The sequence below is a fragment of the Achromobacter maghribensis genome, from assembly GCF_057334215.1.
Map to the genome: position 1 here is coordinate 293,974 of NZ_JBHFII010000044.1, position 21,810 is coordinate 315,783.

Below are 21,810 nucleotides of genomic sequence, written 5' to 3' on the forward strand. Positions count from 1 at the left end.
CCCCCCCGCCGCGGCTTACCAATAGATGTCTTGCTTGTAATAAGTATGCAGGCTGCGCGCCCACGTTTCGTCCGCCATGCTGGGCCAGTTGTCCTTGTCGAAGCCCGGCGCGTTCTTCAGCGTTTCCTTGTCGACGTTCAGGACGAAGCACTTGCGGTCCGTGTCCAGCGTCAAGGCGCCCCAGGGAATGGCGAAGAGCTTGTCGCCGATGCCCAGCACGCCGCCGCGCGACAGCACGGCATATGCCACGCGGCCACGCGGCACATCGATCATGATGTCCTTAATCGATCCCAACTCCTCGCCAGCGGAGTTGTACACATCATTGCCTTCCAGCGTGTCCGCCGCCATGACCTGCGGCCCCGGGCCGCTCGGGTCGCTCTTGGGGCCGCCCACGATGTTGGTTTGAGTTTCCATGGTCTATCTCCTTTGCCGGGCTTGCGCCCCGCGTTGTTGTGGCAGGAATCCCCTCCTCCGCAAGCGCCGTGCCGCAAGGCCGGTCAACTTGCCCACCACTGCTTGATCGTGGCGCGCAGGGCCGCGCCGCCCGTGGTTGCGCCCTCTTTGCGCAGCGCGGTCATGTACGCGCCGACCTGTTTCAACGAGATATGCGGCGGCATCGGCGGCACTTCGGGGTCGGTGACCATTTCCAGCACGGCTGGCCGGCCGGCGGCAAGCGCGCGGTCCCACGCGGGGCCGATTTCGTCCGGTTCGGTTACCCGGATGCCCTCAAGGCCCAGCATGCGGCCGTAGTCGGCATACGAAAACGGCGGCAGCCATTGCGAGTCGCCAAACCGCGGATCGCCACCCATGACGCGTTGCTCCCACGTCACCAGGTTCAAGTCGCCGTTATTCAGCACCAGCACCACCAGCGTGGGGTTGGACCAATCTTTCCAACGATGCGCAATCGTGATCAGTTCATTGATACCCAGCATCTGCATCGCGCCGTCCCCCACCAGCGCGACCACCGGCCGCCCCGGATGCGCCAATTTGGCCGCCAGCGCGTATGGCACGCCGCAACCCATGCTGGCCAGTCCGCCCGACACCGATCCCATCATGCCGTCGCGCAATTGCACGTCGCGCGCATACCAGTTGGCGGCCGTGCCGGAATCGCAGGTGACGATGCACTGCGCCGGCAGCCGCCGCGACAGTTCCAGGAACGGACGTTGGGGATTGATGCCATTGGCCTGGACCATGGCGCGCGCCGCCACCGTCTCGCGCCAGCGCGCCACGCGTTTTTCGATCCCCTTGCGCCAACGGTCGGACGCCTTCGGTTCAAGCCGGGGCAGCAACGCCTGCAAGGTCAGGCGCGCATCGCCCACCAGACCGGCTTCGACCGGATAGCGCAGGCTGAGCTTGCGCCCATCGACGTCGATCTGCACGGCCCGGGCCTGCCCCTCTTTCGGCAGGAATTCGGCATAGGGAAACGATGTGCCGACCATCAACAAGGTGTCGCATTCATTCATCATTTCCCAACTGGGTTGCGTGCCAAGCAGGCCGATGGCCCCCGTCACGTAAGGCAGTTCATCCGGCACCACCGCCTTGCCCAGCAGGGCTTTGGCCACGCCTGCGCCCAACCGGTCGGCCACCGCCTGCACCGCCTCGCCCGCCTCGAGCGCGCCCGCGCCCACCAGCATCGCCACGCGTTCGCCCCGGTTCAGGATCGCCGCGGCATTGTCCAGCGCCGCCTCCGGCGGCACGGCGGCGTGCGACGTCAGGCCGATGCCGGTATGCACCGTGCCATGCTCGCGGGGCGGCGCCTCCACGGCCTCCAGGTCCTGCACGTCGTTCGGAAAGATCAGGCACGTCACGCCGCGCCGCTCCATCGCGATACGCATGGCGCGGTCCACCATATGGCGCACCTGCAGGGGCGACGTCACCATGTGCACGAAGTCGTGCGCCACGTCCTTGAACAAGTTCACCAGGTCGACTTCCTGTTGATAGTCGCCCCCTAGCGCGCTGCGCGCCTGCTGGCCCACGATGGCCACCACCGGCTGATGGTCCAGCTTCGCGTCGTACAGGCCGTTGAGCAAATGGATGGCCCCGGGGCCGGACGTCGCCAGGCACACGCCGACCTGCCCGGTGAACTTGGCGTGGGCGCAGGCCATGAAGGCCGCGCCTTCCTCGTGGCGCGTCTGGATGAACTCCAGGTCCTTGTTTTTCCCGAACGCGCCGATCAACCCGTTGATCCCGTCGCCGGGATAGCCAAACACGCGTTGCACGCCCCATTCGCCCAACCGGGCGAGCACAAAATCGGAAACGGTTTTCAAGTTGACGCTCCTTGCCATGGTTGTCGGGAACCCCAGCGCGCCGCAACCGCCATGCCTGGCAGCGCCGTTTCCAGGGGAAATGGTGCGCCGCTCCCAGTTTTACAAAAGTCAGCAACAACGACACCCGGCGCCCCGGCCCCGGGCGGCGCGCCATTGTGGCGGCGACGCGGGCACGCCTCTTGCGCATTGAAAGGCTTACGGAATCGGGCCCCCTTTTTCAGCGGCCCTCCGACTCTCCCCGGAGCAACAAGCATGGCGACGACGACAATACTCATAGTGGCTGCCGAAGCATTCCCCCTTGCCAAGACGGGCGGGCTTGGCGACGCCATCACCGGCATGGCGCGGGCGCTGTCCGAACGCGGCATCGCCGCGACCATCCTGCTGCCCGCGTACCGCGGCGTGACGCGCCGCCTGGCGGGCGCGCGTGAAGTGGCCAGGCTGGAGGGCCTGCCAGGCGGCGACGCCCGACTGTTGTCTGGCGTGTGCCCCGCCTCCGAGCTGTCCTTCCTGCTGCTGGAGAACGACGCGCTGTATGACCGCGCCGGCCTGTACATGAACGATGACGGCCAGGAACATGCGGATAACGGGGTGCGCTACGCCGCCTTGTGCCATGCCGCCGTGCGGGTCGCGCAGGGATTGCCCGGCCTGCCCCGCCCCACCGTGGTGCATGCGCATGACTGGCACGCGGCGCTGACGCCGTTGCTGTTGCGCGAAGCGGGCGTCCAGGACGTCAAAAGCGTGCTGACGATCCACAACCTGGCTTTCCAAGGGCAATTCCCCCTTGAGGACGCCTCGGCCCTGGGCATTCCACCGGCGTGCCGCAGCGAAGACGCGATGATCGCCTGGGACAAACTGAACTTCATGAAGGCAGGCATCCGCCACGCCGACCGCTTGACGACCGTCAGCCGCACCTATGCCCGCGAGATCCTGACCCCGGCATTCGGTTGCGGGCTGGATGGCCTGCTGCGCGAGCGCGCCGCGGACCTGATGGCGATTCCCAACGGCATCGACACGGCCCTGTGGGACCCCGCGCGCGACCCGCAACTAGGACCGTTGCGCTACCACGCTGGCGACTTGGCGAACAAGCGCCTGTGCAAGACCGTCCTGCAGCGCGAGTTCGACCTGTTGCCGGACGCCCAGGCCACGCTGGTGGTGCTTGGCAGCCGCCTGACGGAACAGAAGATGGCGGACGTGGCCGCCGAGGCGCTGCCCCGTGTGCTGGATGCCCATGCCGACATGCAGGTGGCCATCTTGGGCCAGGGCGACCGGCGCCTGGAAAACGCGCTGGCGTCGCTGGCCACCCGATACCCGAAGCGCTGCGCCACGCGCATCGGCTACAACGAGACCGGCGCGCACCGGCTGCATGCCGGTGGCGACATCCTGCTGCATGGCAGCCGCTTCGAGCCGTTCGGCCTCACCCCGCTTTACGCCATGCGCTACGGCACCGTGCCCATCGGGTCGCGCGTCGGCGGCATGGCCGACACCATTGAAGACCCGGGCGCCGACGCGCCGCTTACCGCCATGGCGTTCGCCAATGGCCTGTTGTTCGATGGGGACAGCCCGGACGCCATGGCCGACGCGCTGTCCCGCGCGATGCACTTGCGCCGGCACCCGACGCTGTGGCGGGCGATGCAACGCAACGGCATGACCCGGGATTTCAGCTGGCAGCGCGCCGTCGGTCCGTATGAAGAGCTTATCCAGGCCCTGGCCGGGGATTCCACCGTCGAAGACGCCGCCGCCGTGCCCGCGCCGGCCCAGGCGTCCCAAGCATCCCAGGCGGGGCACCGGCGAACACGCCAGGCGCGCGGTTCCATGCCGATGCCCCTATAAGCGAGGCGCAACCGCATGACCGCCACCGTCCCCCTTACCCCGGCCCCCCATACCCCGCTGCGCATCTGCCATGCGACTCGCGGCTTTCCGGACGGCGCGCCGGTGGAAGGCGACGCCGAGTGGGACACCAGGCTGTCGCGCATTCGCCAGGCGGGGTTCGATGCCGTGCTGATCGAGCCACCCTGGTTGCGGCCCGCCGGCGCGCCTTCGCTGGCGCCCGTCGACGCCGACCTGAGCCCGGCGTCGAACCAGACAGAGCCGATCACTGACAGATTGTCGCGGCTGGCGCAGGCGGCCGCGAAACACGAGCTGGCGTTGTGGGTCCGCGTAATGTTCGACCGCGTCTCGGTGGATGCCAGCCCCGGCACCGCCCCGCCGGGCTGGTACCGCGCACACCCGGAAGACCCGGCGCGGGACCCCCGCCTGCCCGTCAGCGATTGGGGCTTGATGGCGCTGAACGACGGCCCGCCCGACGGCTTCACGGCCTCGTGGGGCGCGCGGCTTGCGCGCTGGGCCGACGCCGGGGTGACGGGCTTCCTGTTCGAGGCGCCGCAGTGCCTGCCCGCCGTTGCGTGGCAGGAATTGTTGGCCCCGTTGCGGCGACACGCTGCGCAACCGCGCTGCGTAGCCTGGACGCCCGGCATGAGCCCGCCGCAATTGGAGGCGTTGCGCAACGCCGGCTTCGACGGCGTATTCTCATCTCTAGCCTGGTGGGACTACAAGTCGGGTTGGCTGGCGGAAGAGGCCGCGCGGCTGGAGAAAGTCGCCCCCGTCCTGGCCAGCGTCTCGCCGTTGGAGGGCATGGCGCCCGCGGCCATGGCGCCGGCCGACCACCGCCGCGCCTGGGCTGCCGCCTTTACCGCCAACGGCTGGCTGGCCGACGAAGCGGATGTCGATTCGTCCGGGCCGGCGCGGCAGATCAACCAATGGCTTGGCGGACTGCCCTTGCAAACGGGCCGGCCCCATGTGCTGGGCGGCCGTGACGGCCGCGCGACGCTGGTGCTGCGCGACGCCGCGGAAGGCGCAACCGCGATTCTTGCCTTGAATCCCGCCGATTCGGCGCTGGCCCGGGTCGATTGGGATGCCGTGGCGTCCTGCCTGCCGCCCGGCGACATCGTGCCGCACCCGGACGCCGGAATGCCAATGCCGGATGGCGATGCCCTGGCCCCCGCCGGCTGCGCGGTGATGGCGGTCACGCCGATGCCGCCCGTGCGCGAAGCCTCCCGCCACCCCGGCCCCCGCACGGAAGGCGGCGCCGGTTTGCGCATCGCCATCGAAAGCGTCGCGCCCGCCGTGGACGACGGCGCGCACCCGGTCAAATGCGTCGTCCACGAACGCGTCACCGTGCAGGCGGATCTGGTGATGGACGGTCACGATCGCATTGCCGCCGAATTGCGGTGGCGCGCGGCCGACGAGCCGAACTGGCGTCGCGTGCCCCTGCAACTGATCGCCAACGACCGCTGGCAAGGCAGCTTTCGCCCGCGCCGCATCGGGCCGCATGAGTTCCAGGTCGCCGCGTGGTTCGACGTCTGGGAGACGTTCCGCCACGACCTCGAAGTCAAGCATCGGGCCGGCCGCGCGCTGGGCCTGGAGATCGCCGAAGGCCTGCAATTGCTGCGCGAAGCCGACAGGCGCGCCAGCCGCCTCCCCACCGCAAGCGATGGCGCGGCCGAGATCAAGCGCGCGCTGAAGGCGCTGCCGGACGTGCCCGCCGACGTCGCGCCGACGGACGAGCAGGTCGCCCTGTTGCTGGGCGCCGGCCTGGCGCACGCCATGCGCGACCTGGACGCGCATCCCTTTGAAACCGTGACCGCCACGCGCTACCCGGTCTGGGTCGACCGCCCGCAAGCGGCCCACGGCGCGTGGTATGAACTGTTCCCCCGGTCGCAAGCGCGCGAACCCGGTCGCCACGGCACTTTCGACGACGTCATCGCGCGGCTGCCCGACATCCAGGAAATGGGGTTCGACGTGCTTTACATGCCCCCCATTCACCCCATCGGGCGGCGCAACCGGAAAGGCCCCAACAACAGCCTGACCGCCGGCCCGGACGACGTCGGCAGCCCCTACGCCATCGGCGCGGCCGAAGGCGGCCACGACGCCATCGACCCCAAGCTGGGCACGCTGCCGGACTTTCTGCGGCTGGTGGAGGCGGCGCATGGCCACGGCATGGAAGTAGCGCTGGATTTCGCCATCCAGTGTTCGCCCGACCACCCCTGGCTGCAGGCGCACCCGGACTGGTTCTCGTGGCGCCCGGACGGGTCGCTGCGCTATGCCGAGAATCCGCCCAAGAAGTATGAAGACATCGTCAACGTTTCGTTCTACGGCCCGCCGCCGCGTCGCACCCGCAAGCTCTCGTTGTGGCGCGCGCTACGTGACGTGGTGCTGTTCTGGGTCGACCATGGCGTGCGTATTTTCCGGGTGGACAATCCGCACACCAAACCGCTGCCATTCTGGCAATGGCTGATCGCCGAAGTGCATGGCCAGCATCCGGACGTGCTGTTCCTGTCCGAAGCGTTCACGCGCCCCAAGATGATGTACCGGTTGGCCAAGGTAGGCTTCACTCAGTCCTACACCTATTTCACGTGGCGCAACGAAAAGGCCGAACTGCAGGCCTATCTGGAAGAAGTTTCGCAGCCGCCGCCGGCCGATTTCTTCCGCCCGCATTTCTTCGTCAACACGCCCGACATCAACCCGCTGTTCCTGCAGACGTCGGGCCGCGCCGGCTTCCTGATCCGCGCGGCGCTGGCCGCGATGGGCGCCGGCCTGTGGGGCGTCTATAGCGGATTCGAGCTGTGCGAGGCCGCCGCCGTGCCCGGCAAGGAGGAATACCTGGATTCCGAGAAATACGAGCTGCGTCCGCGCGACTGGCGCCAGGCCGGCAATATCCGCGCCGAAATCGCCCGCCTGAATCAGATCCGCCGCGCCAATCCCGCGCTGCAAACGCACCGCGGGCTGACCGCGGTCGCCAGCGGGAATGATCGCGTGCTGGCCTTCTTGAAGGCCACGCCCGGTCTGGGCAATGTCGTGCTGACGGTGGTCAGCCTGGATCCGTTCAACCCGCAGACCGCGTACCTGGAGCCGCCGTTGTGGCGGTTCGCGGAAATTGGCGTGGATGCCGGCGCGGTGCATGCCGGCGCGGTGCATACCGGCGCGACGCAGTTGACCGCCGAAGACCTGCTGACGGACAGCCGCGACACCTGGCGCGGCGCAGCGCGCGCCGTGACGCTGTCGCCCGACCAACCCTATCGCGTCTGGCGCTTGTCGCTGCATGGCTGACGCCGCTCGGAGCCCAAGAACATGATCAGTGAAACCCAGCCCCTCAAGGACGACGGCCTTTGGTACAAGGATGCGGTCATCTACCAGTTGCATGTGAAGTCGTTCTTCGATTCGAATGACGACGGGGTAGGAGACGTGCCCGGCCTCATCATGAAGCTGGATTACATCGCCAGCCTGGGCGTGAACACGATCTGGCTGCTGCCGTTCTACCCATCGCCCCGGCGCGACGACGGCTACGACATCGCCGACTACCGAGGCGTGCATCCCGATTACGGCACCGTGGCCGACGTGCGCAAGCTGATTCGCGAGGCGCACGCCCGGGGCCTGCGCGTGATCACCGAACTGGTCGTGAACCACACCTCGGACCAGCATCGCTGGTTTCAGCGCGCCCGCACGTCGCGTCCGGGCTCGGCGGCGCGCAATTTCTATGTCTGGTCGGACAACGACAAAGCCTACGCCGGCACCCGCATCATCTTCTGCGACACCGAAAAATCCAACTGGACCTGGGACCCCGAGGCCCAGGCGTATTTCTGGCACCGGTTCTATTCGCATCAACCCGATCTGAACTACGACAACCCCCAGGTCCTGAAGGAGGTGCTGTCCGTCATGCGGCACTGGCTGGACATGGGCGTGGACGGGCTGCGGCTGGACGCCGTGCCGTATCTGGTGGAACGCGAAGGCACCAACAACGAAAACCTGCCCGAGACGCACCAGGTGCTAAAGCAGATACGCGCCGTGATCGAGGCCGAATACCCGGGCCGCCTGCTGCTGGCGGAGGCGAACCAATGGCCCGAGGATGCCCAGGAGTATTTCGGCGCGGGCGACGAATGCCATATGTCGTTCCATTTTCCGCTGATGCCGCGCATGTACATGGCAATCGCGCAGGAAGACCGGTTTCCCATCACCGACATCATCCGCCAGACGCCCGACATCCCAGCCACCTGCCAATGGGCCATCTTCCTGCGCAACCACGACGAGTTGACGCTGGAAATGGTGACCAGCCGCGAACGCGACTACTTGTGGAGCGTGTATGCCGCTGACCCGCGCGCGCGCATCAACCTGGGCATCCGCCGCCGGCTCGCGCCCTTGCTGGAACGCGACCGCCGCCGGGTCGAACTGATGAACAGCCTGTTGCTGTCGATGCCGGGCACGCCAGTGCTGTACTACGGCGACGAACTGGGCATGGGCGACAACGTGCATCTGGGCGACCGCGACGGCGTGCGCACGCCCATGCAATGGTCACCCGACCGCAACGGCGGATTTTCGCGCGCAGACCCCGAACGCCTGCCGCTGCCGGTGCTGATGGGGCCGCTGTACGGCTACGAGGCCGTCAACGTGGAAGCGCAGCAGCGCGACCCGCATTCCCTGCTGAACTGGACGCGCCGCATGCTGGCGCAGCGCCGCCAGACGCACGCTTTCGGGCGGGGGTCGCTGCGCTTCATCCTGGCCGGCAATCGCAAGATCCTGGCCTATCTGCGCCAGTGGAACGACACCATCATCCTGTGCGTGGCAAACCTGTCGAACGCCGCGCAACCGGTGGAATTGCCGTTGCAGGCCTTCAATGGACGGGTGCCCGTCGAGATGCTGGGCGGCACGCCTTTCCCCGCCATCGGCGAACTGCCCTATCTGCTGACGTTGCCGCCGTATGGCTTCTACTGGATGGACCTGAGCGCCGACGCCGCTCCGCCCGGCTGGCACGCCAGCGGCCCGGCGCAGATGCCCGAACTGACAACGCTGGTACTGAAATCGCGCGGCGGCGCCGCGTTGACCGACGCCTCGCGCGTCACGCTGGAAAATGAAGTGTTGCCCGAATATCTGGCGCGCCAGCGCTGGTTTCCCGGCACGCACGCGCCCGCCCGGGTCCGGCTGGCCTACGCCACGCCCTTCACCGGGGCGGGCGGCGAGTACTACTGGGCCGAAGTACAGCCTGAAGACGGCGTCGACGGCTGGCGCGCCCAGGCCCCCTTCGTGCTGGTGTGGGACGAAACGGCCCAAGTGCAATACCCCATCGCACGCGTGCGCCGGGGCGCCGAAGTCGGCACGCTTGCCGATGCCTTCCTGCAACCGGGCTTTGTGCTGGGCGTGATCGACGCCTTGCGCGCCGGGCGCGAGCTGGACGGCCGCGACGGCGGCAAGCCGGGCGACAAACCCGGCGTCATCCGCTATCTGCCGGAACCGGGCCTGACCGCGCTGGACCTTGGCGAAGCCCCCGCGCTGCAATGGATCAGCGGAGAACAATCCAACAGTTCGGTCATCCTTGGCGGGCAGGCGATCCTCAAGCTGATACGCAATGTGCAGCCCGGCGTGTCGGCGGAAGTTGAAATGACCCGTCATCTGACCCGAGCCGGCTACGCCAACATTCCCGCGCTGCTGGGCGAAGTGCAGCGCGTGGATGCCGACAACGTTCCGCACACACTGGCCGTGCTGCACGCCTTCGTGACCAACGAAGGCGACGCCTGGACCTGGACGCTGGACTACCTGAAGCGCACGCTGGGCGCCGCGCTATTGGGCGGCGACAGCCCCGAAGAATTCGAAGCCAGCCTGGAAGGCTACGCCGTCATGGCCGCCACGATCGGGCGTCGCCTGGCCGAGCTGCACAACGCCCTGGCCCAGCCGTCCGACGATCCCGCCTTCGCTCCGCGCACGGCCACGCCCGAAGATGCCGACGCGCATGCCACGCGGGTCATCGCCCAGCTGGACCGCACGGCCGAAGACCTGCGCGCGGTGCTCCATACCCTTGAGGCCCCGTCGCGCGCCTGCGCGCAATGGTTCTTCGAGCACCGCGCCCGCCTGACCCAACAAGTCAGCGCCATGGCGCAGGCGCTGACCGGCGCGCCGCTGACCCGCGTGCATGGGGACTTCCATCTGGGGCAAGTGCTGGTGGCTCAAACCGACGCCTACCTGATCGATTTCGAAGGCGAGCCCATCCAATCCTTGCAAGCGCGGCGGCAGGCGGCCAGCCCGTACAAAGACGTCGCCGGCATGCTGCGTTCGTTCGATTACGCCGCCGCGTCCATCGCGCGTGGCGATCCCCTGGGCGGCGCGCCCACGGACGCCAATGCCGGCCCCGCCGATTCGACCGCGGCGCCAGGCGCGCCGGTCGAACTGCGCGACACCTTGCTGGCGCGGTTCGGCACACGCGCCGCCGAGGCGTTCCTGCAGGGGTATGCCGAAGCCGCCACCACGGCCGTTGCGCGGCCCGCCACGCAGGAGGAGCCCTTGCTGAAACTGGCATTGCTGGAAAAAGCCGCTTACGAGGTCAGCTATGAAGCCGCCCACCGTCCCGACTGGATCTCGATCCCGCTGTGCGCCTTGACGGAACTGGCCCGAGAGCAGCTTCAGGCCGCCGCGATCAGCACCGAGGAAAAATCCCAATGAACCGCCGCCCCACCGCCACCCCGCCGCCCCGCGCCACGCCCGTCGGCCAAGTGGACCCCGACGCCCTCGCCGCCCTGGCCGCCGGGCGGCATGCCGATCCGTTTTCGGTGCTGGGGCCTCACGACGGCGTGGTCCGTGCGTGGGTGCCCGGCGCCACCGCCGTGTCGGTCGTCACCCATGATGGCCAACGCACCGCCCTGCGTGAGCAGGCGCATGGGCTGTATACCGGCGCGGCGCCTGGCGCCCGCCCGGGCCAACCCGGCTCGTACCGGCTGGCGATCCAATGGCCCGGCGCCGAACAGATCACGCACGATGCCTATGCCTTCGGCCCCGTCCTGTCGGCGCAGGATCTGGAAGCGCTGGCGGCTGGCGATTGGCGCCCCGCGTTGGAACTGCTGGGGGCACGGCTGACCGATATGGACGGCATCCGCGGCCTGCGCTGCGCCGTGTGGGCGCCCAATGCGCGGCGCGTGGCCGTCGTCGGCGACTTCAACAGCTGGGACGGCCGCCGTCATCCGATGCGCCTGCGCCACGCGGCCGGCGTCTGGGAATTGTTCATCCCCGGGGTCGCGGCCGGCGAACGCTATAAGTTCGCGATCACCGGCGCCGATGGCGCCATCATCCTGAAAGCCGACCCCATGGCGCGCCGCGCCCAGGCGGCGCCGGCCACGGCATCCGTCGTGGACGATCCTTCTCCCTACCCCTGGACGGACGACGCATGGATGCAATCCCGCGCCGGGCGCCAAGCGCGCCACGCCCCCATTTCCATCTACGAAGTACACGCCGGCTCCTGGGTCGCGCCCGATGGCGACCGCTGCGCCTGGGACCAGCTTGCCGACAAGCTGCCCGCCTACGCGCACGCCATGGGGTTCTCGCATGTCGAATTGATGCCGATCATGGAATACCCGTTCGGCGGATCCTGGGGCTACCAGCCCCTTGGCCTGTTCGCGCCTTCCGCGCGCTTTGGTCCGCCCGACGCCTTCGCCCGCTTCATCGATCGGTGCCACGCGGCCGGCATCGGCGTCATCCTGGATTGGGTACCCGCGCATTTTCCCGATGATGCGCACGGCCTGGCGCGTTTCGACGGCACGCCGCTGTATGAGTACGCGGACCCGCGCGAAGGCTATCACCCCGACTGGAACACGCTGGTCTACAACCTGGGCCGCACTGAAGTGAAAGCCTTCATGATCGCCAGCGCCATGCACTGGCTGCAGCGCTACCACATCGACGGCCTGCGCGTGGACGCCGTGGCGTCGATGCTCTACCGCGACTACAGCCGCCAGCCCGGCGAATGGATCCCGAACCGGTACGGCGGCCGGGAAAACCTGGAGGCGGTTGAATTCCTGCGGGCACTGAACGCGACCGTGCGCGAGCAGACCCCCGACGCCATCGTCGTGGCCGAAGAATCGACCGCCTGGCCTGGCGTGACGGCCCCGGTGGCCGAAGGCGGCCTGGGCTTCCACTACAAATGGAACATGGGCTGGATGCACGACACGCTGCGCTACATGCATGAAGACCCGGTGCACCGCAAGCACCACCACCACGACATCACCTTCGGCATGGCGTATGCCTATTCCGAACGCTTCATCCTGCCCCTCTCGCATGACGAAGTCGTCCACGGCAAGGGCTCGCTGTTGAACAAAATGCCGGGTGACCGGGCGGCCAAACTGGCTAACCTGCGGGCCTATCTGGGCTTCATGTGGGCGCACCCGGGCAAGAAACTGCTGTTCATGGGGGGCGAGCTTGCCTGCCCCACCGAATGGAACCACGACGCCGCCCTGGACTGGGCCTTGTTGGACGACGCGGGCCACAAGGGCGTGCAGCGCCTGGTGGCCGACCTGAACCGCCTCTATCGGGATACGCCCGCCCTGCACGAACTTGACGCCGAGCCTGCGGGCTTTGCGTGGGTGGTGATGGACGACGCCGACAACAGCGTGGCCGCGTTCCTGCGCCAGGGCCGCACATCGCTGGTGCTGGCCATCTCGAATTTCACGCCCGTCGCGCGGCACGGCTACCGGGTCGGCGTGCCCGTTGCGGGACGCTGGATCGAAACGCTGAACACCGACGCGGGCTGCTATGGCGGCTCGGGCCAGGGCAATCAAGGCGCGGCGTTCACGGTCGCCGAGCCCTCGCACGGCCACGCGCAATCCCTGCCGCTAACGCTGCCGCCCCTGGCCACCTTATTCTTCACGCTGGAAGGCTGACCCCATGGATCCCTCTCAACTGCCCCGCCTCACGACCGGCCAGCCGTATCCGCTGGGTGCGGTCAGCGACGGCCTGGGCGTGAACTTCGCCGTCTTTTCCGCCAACGCCACGCGCATTGAACTATGCGTGTTCGACGCGCGGGGCCGCAAGGAACTGCGGCGTTTCGATTTGCCCGAATGCACGGATGAAGTCTGGCACGGCTACCTGCCCGATGCCCAACCGGGGCTGGTCTACGGCTACCGCGCGCACGGCCCCTATGACCCCCGCAATGGCCACCGTTTCAATCCGCACAAGCTGCTGCTGGACCCCTACGCGCGTCACCTGACCGGCCCGGCCAGCTGGAGCGACGCGCTGTTTGGCTACCGGCTGAACCACGCGCGGGCCGACCTGTCGATGGACCGCCGCGACAGCGCGCCGGCGATGCCCAAGGCCATTGTGACGGAAGACGTGCCATTCAACTGGGGCAACAGCAAGGCCCCGCGCACGGCGTGGGCCGACACGACCATCTACGAGGTGCACCTGCGCGGCGTCTCGATGCAGCGCGAAGACCTGCGCCAGCCGCTACGCGGCACCTGCGCCGCCCTGGCGGACCCGCGCTTCATCGAACACCTGCACCGCCTGGGCGTCACCGCCGTTGAATTGCTGCCGGTGCACGCCTTCCTGCAAGACCGGTTCCTGCTTGAACGCGGTTTACGCAATTACTGGGGCTACAACACCCTGTCGTTCTTCGCGCCCGAACCCGCGTATCTGCAACGCGGCCCGAACGACCTGCGCCAGGCGGTGCGCCGCTTGCACGCGGCCGGCCTGGAAGTGATTCTGGACGTGGTCTACAACCATACCTGCGAAGGCAGCGAACTCGGGCCCACGATGTCGTGGCGCGGCCTCGACAACGCCAGCTACTACCGCCTGATGCCGGGCGAAGAGCGCTACTACATCAACGACACCGGTTGCGGCAATACGGTGAACCTGTCGCATCCGCGCGTCCTGCAGATGGTGATGGATTCGCTACGCTATTGGACGCAGTCTTACGGCGTGGATGGATTCCGTTTCGACCTGGGTGTGACGCTTGGCCGCGAAGGCACGGGCTTCGACCCGGGGTCCGGCTTCTTCGACGCGCTGCTGCAGGATCCGGCGCTGGCCGGCGTGAAACTGATCTCGGAGCCCTGGGACATCGGCCCCGACGGCTATCAGCTGGGTAACCATCCGCCTGGGCTGGCCGAATGGAACGACCGCTACCGCGACACCGTCCGCCGCTATTGGCGCGGCGATGAAGGCATGCGCGGCGACATGGCGGCGCGGCTGTGCGGCTCACGCGACGTGTTCGACCGGCGTCACCGCCGGCCCTGGGCCAGCGTGAACTTCGTGGCCTCGCACGATGGCTTCACCACCCAGGACCTGGTCAGCTACGACGCCAGCCACAACGAAGCGAACGGTGAAAACGGCAACGACGGCCACGCCGAAAACTACAGCCGCAACTGGGGCGAGGAAGGACCCACGCAGGACGAGGCCATCCTGGAGCGGCGCGGCCAGGTGCAGCGGGCGCTGCTGGCGACCCTGTTCCTGTCCGACGGCACGCCGATGATGCTGGCCGGCGATGAATTCGGCAACAGCCAGGACGGCAACAACAACGCGTACTGCCAGGACGGCCCCTTGTCGTGGCTGGACTGGACGCTCGCCCAGAGCGACGCCGGGCGCGCGCTTAGCCATTTTGTGGCGCGCGCCGTCGCCCTGCGGCGCGATCACCCCAGCCTGCGCGCCGCGCGCTTCGGCGACGCCGCCCAGGAGATCTGCCCGGGCGTCGCCGCCATCAGCTGGTTCGACGCTGACGGCAGCCCGATCGAGCAAGGATCCTGGGACGATCCGCAGACCCTCGCCATGGCCCTGCGCCGCGCCGCATTGCGGGACGACGGCAGCGCGGACATCACCCTGCTGCTGTTGAACCCGGGCGATGAACCCGTTGCCTTCACGTTGCCCCAGCCCGGCCTGCCCTGGATACGCGAACTGGATTCCGCCACGCAGGTCCCGACCGCGCCGGTCTCCGATACCGGCATCACCGTGCAAGCCCACGGCCTGGTGCTGCTGTCGGCCGCCTGCATCCCCGGAGGCACATCATGACGGCATGGCCCGAGCCCTACACCCACGGCGCCCTGCCCCTGCCCGATGGCCGCACGCGTTTCCGCCTGTGGGCCCCCACCGCGCCCGCCGCGCTGGCGCTGGTCATCGACGGACGCGACCCCATCGCGCTGCATCCAGGCGCCGATGGGTACGCGGAGATCGAGGTGGATTGTCCGCCCGGTACCCGGTATCGCTACCGCATTGGCGATGACCTGTTGGTGCCGGATCCGGCGTCGCGTCAGCAGGATGGAGACGTGCATGGGGCCAGTGTCGTCCCCGGGCCCGACACCTACCCTTGGCAGCACCCGTCCTGGCATGGCCGGCCCTGGTCGGAAGCCGTCATCTACGAAGCGCACGCGGGCCTGGCCGGCGGCTTTGCAGGGCTGACCGCCAAGCTGCCCGAGCTGGCCGCGCTGGGCGTCACCGTTGTCGAGCTGATGCCCGTGGCCGACTTCCCCGGCCCTCGCAACTGGGGCTACGACGGCGTGCTGCCCTACGCGCCGGACGAAGCCTATGGCCCGCCGGACGCGCTCAAGCGCCTGATCGACACGGCGCACGGGTTGGGGATCAGCATGATGCTGGACGTGGTCTACAACCATTTCGGCCCCGACGGCAACTATCTGCCGCAATACGCCGCGCCATTCTTCCGGCACGACGTGTCCACGCCCTGGGGTCCTGCCATTGATTTCCGCCAGCCCCCCGTGCGCCGCTACTTCGAAGAGAACGCCTTGTACTGGCTGACGGAATTCCGCTTCGACGGCTTGCGGCTGGATGCCGTGCATGCCATTCCCGACCCGGAATGGCTGGTGGAACTGGCGCAGTTCGTGCGCGGCCAGATTCCGGCGCAGCGCCATATCCACCTGGTCCTGGAGAACGACGACAACCGCGCCAGCCTGCTCGGCCAGGGTTACGACGCACAATGGAACGACGACGCCCATCACGTGCTGCATCACCTGTTGACCGGGGAGTCGCACGGCTACTACGCCGACTATGCGGACCAACCCGCCCGGGCCCTGGCGCGTTGCCTGGAGCAAGGCTGGCTGTACCAGGGCCAGCCGTCGCACGTCCGGCATGGCGCGTTGCGCGGCGAACCCAGCGGCCATCTGCCGCCCACCGCGTTCGTGCTGTTCCTGCAGAACCACGACCAGACCGGCAACCGCGCGGCGGGCGAGCGTCTGACGGTGCTGGTGAAAAATCCGGAACGCCTGCGCGCTGCGGTTGCGCTGCAACTGCTGGCGCCGCAGATTCCGTTGATCTTCATGGGCGAAGAAAGCGGTAGCCGTGCGCCGTTCCTCTATTTCACCAGCCACGCGGACGCGGCCCTGGCGCAGGCGGTACGCGACGGACGCCGGCGGGAGTTCTCGGCTTTTCCCGGCTTCAGCGCGGCGGATGTCGCTGCCTTGCCGGATCCCAACGCGGAATCCACGTGGGCGCAGAGCGTGCCGTGGGCCACGGCAAGCGCCGGGGACGAAGACGGGAACGAAGACAGCGGCGATGCGCAAATTTGGCGCACCCTGTACGGAGCGCTGCTGCACTTGCGCCAGCGCGCGATTGCCCCGCGGCTGCCCGGCACGCGCAGTACCGGAGCGTGCGCCGTCGGACCGGATGCCGTGCGCGCGCAATGGCTTTTGGGCGATGGCGCCCTATTGACGCTTTACACCAACCTGGGCCCGGACCGCCAAACGCTGCCTCCCGACGTGGCGCCGAAGGGCCCGCTGTTTTCATCGCTGCTGTTCGAATCCCGGCCGGGCGCGTTCGACGCGCTGGGCCTGGGCAGCCTGTGTGCCGACAGCACGGTCTGGCTGCTTGAGGATGCCGAATGAACACGCCCGCCCAGAACGCCTTGTCAGCCCTGGCTGCCGAGGCCGGGATCATTGAAGACTGGACGGGGGCCGACCACCGCCCCCGCCGCGTGTCACCCGATACGCTGCGTGCCCTGCTGGACGCCATGGATCTGCCCGCCAATTCCGACGCCGACATTCGCGACAGCCGTCACCGTCTGGCCGCTGCGTCGGCGCAAAGCCATCTGGCCCCGATGCTGATCGCGCTGGCCGGCGACACGGTCGAGCTTCCCGGGCATTGCGCCGGCGTCTGCCAGATGCAGACTCCGTCGCAATCCCGGGTGGCCGTCCGCACGGCCACGGCCGCCGACGGCACGACAACGCTGGTCGCGCCCGCCGAACCGGGCTACTACACGCTGACGACGCCAGGCGGCGTCACGACGCTTGCCGTCGCGCCGCCGCGCGCGCCTGCCGTCGACGAGCTGCTGCACGTCAAGGATGCCCGCGCGTGGGGATTGGCCGTCCAGCTCTACAGCCTGCGGCGGCCGTCCCCGGATCTTGCGGTGGCGACGCACGGCTTCGGCGATTTCGGTGCGTTGCGCGACCTGGCCGCCACGGCCGGGGCGGCGGGCGCGGATGCCCTGGCGATCAGCCCGGTCCATGCCATGTTCGCGGCCGACCCCGCGCAATGCAGCCCCTATTCTCCGTCCAGCCGCCTGTTCTTGAATGCCCTGTATGCCGACCCCGCCAGCGTGCTGGGCAAGGCGGCGGTGCATCACGCATTGTCCGGCATGGATCAGGCGCGGCTGCGCGCGCTGGACGCCCGGCCGCTTATCGACTGGCCTGCCGCCGCCGCGTCCCGTCTGGAATTGCTGCGCCGCCTGCACGCCCGGTTCCCCGTCACCGCCACCCCGGCCCAGCGCAAGGCCTATGACGACTACCGCGCCACGGCGGGACAAGACTTGCATGACCACGCGCTGTTTGAAGCGCTGCATGCGGACCAGACGCGGACACAAGGCGCGCCGATCCCCTGGACCGAATGGCCGGCCGAACTGCGCGACCCGAGATCGCCCGCCGCGCAACGCTACGCCGACGCGCATCGGGCGGAAGTCGACGCGCACATGTTCAGCCAATGGCTGGCATCGGCCAGCCTGGCGCACGCCCAACAAGCCGCACGCGACGCCGGCATGCGTATCGGCGTGCTGGCGGATCTGGCGGTGGGCGGCAGTCCGGCGGGCAGTCACGCCTGGAGCCGCCAGGCCGACCTGATGACGCGCACCAGCGTGGGCGCGCCGCCGGATCTGCATAATCCACAGGGCCAAGGTTGGGGGCTGACCGCGCTGTCGCCCGCCGCGTTGCGGCAATCGGGATACGCGGCGTTCCTGGCCATGTTGCGCGCCAGCCTGGCCCATGCGGGCGGCGTGCGCATCGACCATATCCTGGGCATGGCGCGCATGTGGCTGATTCCGGATGGCGCCTCACCGCAGGACGGCGCTTATCTGCGCTACCCACTCACACAATTGCTGCGGCTGACGGCACTGGAAGCCTGGCTGCGCCGCGCACTGGTCATCGGTGAAAACCTGGGTACGGTGCCCGATGGCTTCGACGCCCGGCTGCAAGAACAGGGTCTGCTGGGCATGAACGTGCTGTGGTTCATGCGCGCCCCCGAACCCGCGCCTGGCCCCGCGCCTGAACCCGACCCTGAACCCGCGCTTGCTCCGAGTCCGCGCGCGGTCGAACCGGCGGGCTTTCTGGCGCCGGCCGACTGGCCGCCGCACGCCGTGGCCATGACCACCACGCACGACCTGCCCACGCTGGAGGGGTGGTGGCATGGGCAGGACATCCTGTGGCGCTCGCGGCTAGGGCTGCTGGGCCCGGAACAGGACGAGGCCACGCTGCGCGCCGGGCGGCTTGCCGACCGCGCCGCCTTGTGGCGAGCCGTGCAGACATCGTCGCCGACCGCGTCCGCGTTGCCGCCTCCCCGCGAACCGCCGGGCGCGGAATTGCTGGGCTTCGTCGCGGCAACGCCATGCCCCTTGATGCTGGTAACGCTGGAAGACCTGACGGGCCAATTGGATCAGCCCAATCTGCCCGGCACCGTCGCCGACCATCCCAACTGGCGTCAACGCGTGCCGCTGTCCGTTGCCGATTGCCTGAACGCGCCGGCCACCACCACGCGCCTGCAATCCGTGCGCGCCATCAGGGGCCGGCCATGAACGCGCCCCGCGCCACCGCGCGCCTGCAATTGCACGCGGGCTTCACGCTGGACGACGCCCGCGCGCAGCTTCCGTACTATGCCGCGCTGGGCGTCAGCCACCTGTACCTGTCGCCCATCACCGAAGCCCGGCACGGCTCGACCCATGGGTATGACGTGATCGACCACCAGCGCGTCAGCGGCGCGCTGGGCGGAGAGCCCGCCTTGCGCCGTCTGGCCGCCGCAGCCCGATCGCTGGGCCTGGGCCTGATCGCCGACATCGTGCCCAACCACATGGCCGCGCATCCCTCCAATGCGTGGTGGGCCGACGTGCTGCGCCTGGGGCCGCGCAGTCCGCACGCGCGCGCTTTCGATATCGATTGGCGGCCGGCCGACCCGGCGTTGCGCGGCAAGGTCTTGCTGCCGGTGCTGCCCGAACCCTATGGGCAATGCCTGCAAGCCGGCGGCATACGGCTCATCCATGACGCGGACATCTACGTCGTGGCCGTCGGCGACCTGCACCTGCCCGTCGCGCCCGGATTCGCGGCGGACACCGACGATGCCGCCGCCGTCTGCGCCGCCTATGACGCCCATGCCGCCGACGGGCGCGCACGCCTGCACGACTTGTTGGAACGCCAGCATTACCGGCTGGCGTGGTGGCGGACCGCGCCCGAGCAGATCAACTGGCGCCGCTTCTTCGAAATCAGCGAACTGGTCGGCGTGCGCGTCGAAGACAAGGCCGTCTTCGACGCCGTGCACGGGATGGTGCTGCGCCTGTACCAGGAAGGCATCCTGGACGGGTTGCGCATCGACCACGTCGACGGCCTGGCAAGCCCCGGCGCCTATTTGCGTCGGCTGCGCCAGGCACTGACGCAGGCCGGCGCAGGACGCGCAGGGGCCTACCTCGTTGTGGAGAAGATATTGGCCGACGGCGAAACCCTGGATTCCCGCTGGCCCGCCGACGGCACGACGGGCTACGACTTCATGGACCAGGTGGGCGCGCTGCTGCATGCGCCCGACGCCGAAGCGCCGCTGCAGGCATTCTGGAACACGCTGAGCGGCGACCCCCGCGACGCGCCGGCGCAATTGCTGGATGCCCGCCAGCGGATGCTGGCCAGGCACTTCCCCGCGGAACGCCTGGCGCTGGCGCATGCGTTGGCACATGTCGCCCGCATGGACCCGGCAACGCGCGACTGGACGTTCCCTGCCATCGACCGCGTGCTGACCGCCCTGCTGGCCGCGTTCCCGGTGTATCGCACCTACGCGGAAGACGGGGGCCGCAGCCCCGCCGATACCGATTGGATCGGCGCGGCCCTGGACCAGGCCCGTGCGCAGCTGGGGTCGAACACGGCCGACGGACAACTGCTTGCGCAACTTGACCAATGGCTCGGTGGCGCTTCATTCCCGAACGGGCCGGCGGCGGGCAGTGACGCCGCCGTGTCGCCTGCGCTGGCGGGCGCGTTGGCGCATTGCCTGCGGCGCTTTCAACAGCTGACGCCGCCGCTAGCGGCCAAAGCGCTGGAAGACACCCTGTTCTATCGGCGCGGGCCGCTGCTGTCCCGCAACGAAGTGGGGTCCAGCCCCGAACGGTTTTCGCTGTCGCCAGACGCCTTTCACGCGCTATGCGCGCAACGCGCCGCCCGCCTCCCCCTTGCCATGCTGGCCACCGCCACCCACGACCACAAGCGGGGCGAAGACACGCGGGCCCGGCTGGCGGTATTGAGTGAAGCGCCCCACGCATGGATTGGCCTTGCCCGGACCTGGGTGCCGCGGCTGGCCCGGCTTGGCCCCATCGCGCCCGCCGACGCCTATGTGCTGCTGCAATCCCTGGTGGGCGCGTGGCCGCTTGACCTGGCGCCCGACTCGCCCGACGGGCCGTTGGCAAGCTACCTGGACCGCATCGCCCAATGGCAGGAAAAGGCGCTGCGCGAGGCCAAGCTGCGCACCAGCTGGACGGACCCCGATCCGGTCTACGAACACGCGGCGCGCCGTTGCATCGACGCGCTCAAGGACACGGACGATGGCCGCGTCCTGCTGCGGGAAATTGGCGAGCACGCGTTGCGCATCGCCCCCGCGGGTCTGGTGAACAGCCTTGCGCAGACCTTGCTGCGGTGCACGCTGCCCGGCGTGCCGGACCTTTACCAGGGCACGGACCTATGGGACTTCAGTCTGGTCGATCCCGACAACCGCCGCCCGGTCGACTACGCGGCCCGGGCGGGCCTGCTGGCCTCGGACGATGCGGGCGAACCGGTCGCCACCGGCGCACAGGCCTGGCACACCGGCGCAATCAAGCAAGCCCTGATCCGCCGCGCGCTGCATCTGCGCGCCCGCCATCCACAGATGTTCAGCCAGGCCCCCCACGAACCGCTGACCGCACATGGCCCAAACGCCGCCCATGTGGTGGCCTACCTTCGGCGGCACGATGCCCGCAGCGTGCTCGTCGTCGTGCCCCGGTTATGCGCGCAAACGCTTGGTGCCTATGCGCACGGCCAGGCCGGGCAGGCGCACCGGTTCTGGGCCGGCACCCGCATCCGGCTGCCGGCCGGCACGCCCCCGGATGCCCTGCTGAATACGCTGTCCGGACAGTGCCCGCGCATCGACGCCGCCGGCGACGTGGACGTAAGCGAACTGCTGCGCGATTGCCCGGTCGCGCTGTGCGTCACCGCGTGACGCGGACCGCGCCGCGACGCCACATTTGCGCTGCCGCCGCTTTCTCTTTACGCTGCGGTTCTTTCGCAGGCCGGAATCCGCCGGTCCCGGGTTC

General features: G+C 68.7%; 10 protein-coding genes. 8 read left to right on the plus strand and 2 right to left on the minus strand.

The features are described from left to right. Positions 1 to 15 precede the first annotated feature (15 nt). Both ACE039_RS19335 and ACE039_RS19340 read right to left on the minus strand, forming a co-directional pair. Positions 16 to 414: a PRC-barrel domain-containing protein gene (locus ACE039_RS19335; protein WP_105559161.1), complete on the minus strand. Its 399-nt coding sequence runs from the start codon at positions 412 to 414 to the stop codon at positions 16 to 18. A gap of 83 nt (positions 415 to 497) precedes the next feature. Then, positions 498 to 2,267 (minus strand): thiamine pyrophosphate-requiring protein, encoded by a 1,770-nt coding sequence (locus ACE039_RS19340; protein WP_105559160.1) that lies wholly within the window; start codon positions 2,265 to 2,267, stop codon positions 498 to 500. A gap of 252 nt (positions 2,268 to 2,519) precedes the next feature. Here ACE039_RS19340 and glgA point away from each other — a divergent pair, with 252 nt between their 5' ends. The 8 genes from glgA to treY are packed head-to-tail and all read left to right on the plus strand — an operon-like array spanning position 2,520 to position 21,716. After that, positions 2,520 to 4,097 carry a glycogen synthase GlgA gene (glgA, locus tag ACE039_RS19345; RefSeq protein WP_485823102.1) on the plus strand — a complete coding sequence of 526 codons (1,578 nt, stop codon included), beginning with the start codon at positions 2,520 to 2,522 and terminating at the stop codon, positions 4,095 to 4,097. A 15-nt stretch (positions 4,098 to 4,112) separates the two neighbouring features. Continuing rightward, the gene (locus ACE039_RS19350) at positions 4,113 to 7,373 is read left to right on the plus strand and encodes an alpha-1,4-glucan--maltose-1-phosphate maltosyltransferase (protein WP_485823103.1); all 3,261 of its coding nucleotides are present in this window, start codon (positions 4,113 to 4,115) and stop codon (positions 7,371 to 7,373) included. 21 nt (positions 7,374 to 7,394) lie between these two features. Then, positions 7,395 to 10,751 carry a maltose alpha-D-glucosyltransferase gene (gene treS / locus ACE039_RS19355; protein ID WP_485823104.1) on the plus strand — a complete coding sequence of 1,119 codons (3,357 nt, stop codon included), beginning with the start codon at positions 7,395 to 7,397 and terminating at the stop codon, positions 10,749 to 10,751. Continuing rightward, complete coding sequence (gene glgB / locus ACE039_RS19360) at positions 10,748 to 12,955, plus strand: 1,4-alpha-glucan branching protein GlgB (RefSeq protein WP_485823105.1); 2,208 nt, start codon at positions 10,748 to 10,750, stop codon at positions 12,953 to 12,955. The genes treS and glgB overlap by 4 nt, the downstream gene beginning before the upstream one ends. A gap of 4 nt (positions 12,956 to 12,959) precedes the next feature. Then, the gene (glgX, locus tag ACE039_RS19365; protein ID WP_485823106.1) at positions 12,960 to 15,071 is read left to right on the plus strand and encodes a glycogen debranching protein GlgX; all 2,112 of its coding nucleotides are present in this window, start codon (positions 12,960 to 12,962) and stop codon (positions 15,069 to 15,071) included. Further along, positions 15,068 to 16,894 (plus strand): malto-oligosyltrehalose trehalohydrolase, encoded by a 1,827-nt coding sequence (gene treZ / locus ACE039_RS19370; protein WP_485823107.1) that lies wholly within the window; start codon positions 15,068 to 15,070, stop codon positions 16,892 to 16,894. Before glgX ends, treZ begins: the two co-directional genes overlap by 4 nt. Further along, positions 16,891 to 19,068, plus strand: coding sequence for a 4-alpha-glucanotransferase (gene malQ / locus ACE039_RS19375; protein ID WP_485823108.1), 2,178 nt, complete (start codon positions 16,891 to 16,893; stop codon positions 19,066 to 19,068). The genes treZ and malQ overlap by 4 nt, the downstream gene beginning before the upstream one ends. Next, positions 19,065 to 21,716, plus strand: coding sequence for a malto-oligosyltrehalose synthase (gene treY, locus ACE039_RS19380; RefSeq protein WP_485823109.1), 2,652 nt, complete (start codon positions 19,065 to 19,067; stop codon positions 21,714 to 21,716). The genes malQ and treY overlap by 4 nt, the downstream gene beginning before the upstream one ends. Positions 21,717 to 21,810: the final 94 nt, after the last annotated feature.

Excerpts from the sequence above, each read along its gene's own strand:
- ACE039_RS19335 (WP_105559161.1), bottom strand. The coding sequence starts at position 414 with ATGGAAACTCAAACCAACATCGTGGGCGGCCCCAAGAGCGACCCGAGC.
- glgA (WP_485823102.1), top strand. The coding sequence starts at position 2,520 with ATGGCGACGACGACAATACTCATAGTGGCTGCCGAAGCATTCCCCCTT.
- ACE039_RS19350 (WP_485823103.1), top strand. The coding sequence starts at position 4,113 with ATGACCGCCACCGTCCCCCTTACCCCGGCCCCCCATACCCCGCTGCGC.
- treS (WP_485823104.1), top strand. The coding sequence starts at position 7,395 with ATGATCAGTGAAACCCAGCCCCTCAAGGACGACGGCCTTTGGTACAAG.
- glgB (WP_485823105.1), top strand. The coding sequence starts at position 10,748 with ATGAACCGCCGCCCCACCGCCACCCCGCCGCCCCGCGCCACGCCCGTC.
- glgX (WP_485823106.1), top strand. The coding sequence starts at position 12,960 with ATGGATCCCTCTCAACTGCCCCGCCTCACGACCGGCCAGCCGTATCCG.
- treZ (WP_485823107.1), top strand. The coding sequence starts at position 15,068 with ATGACGGCATGGCCCGAGCCCTACACCCACGGCGCCCTGCCCCTGCCC.
- malQ (WP_485823108.1), top strand. The coding sequence starts at position 16,891 with ATGAACACGCCCGCCCAGAACGCCTTGTCAGCCCTGGCTGCCGAGGCC.
- treY (WP_485823109.1), top strand. The coding sequence starts at position 19,065 with ATGAACGCGCCCCGCGCCACCGCGCGCCTGCAATTGCACGCGGGCTTC.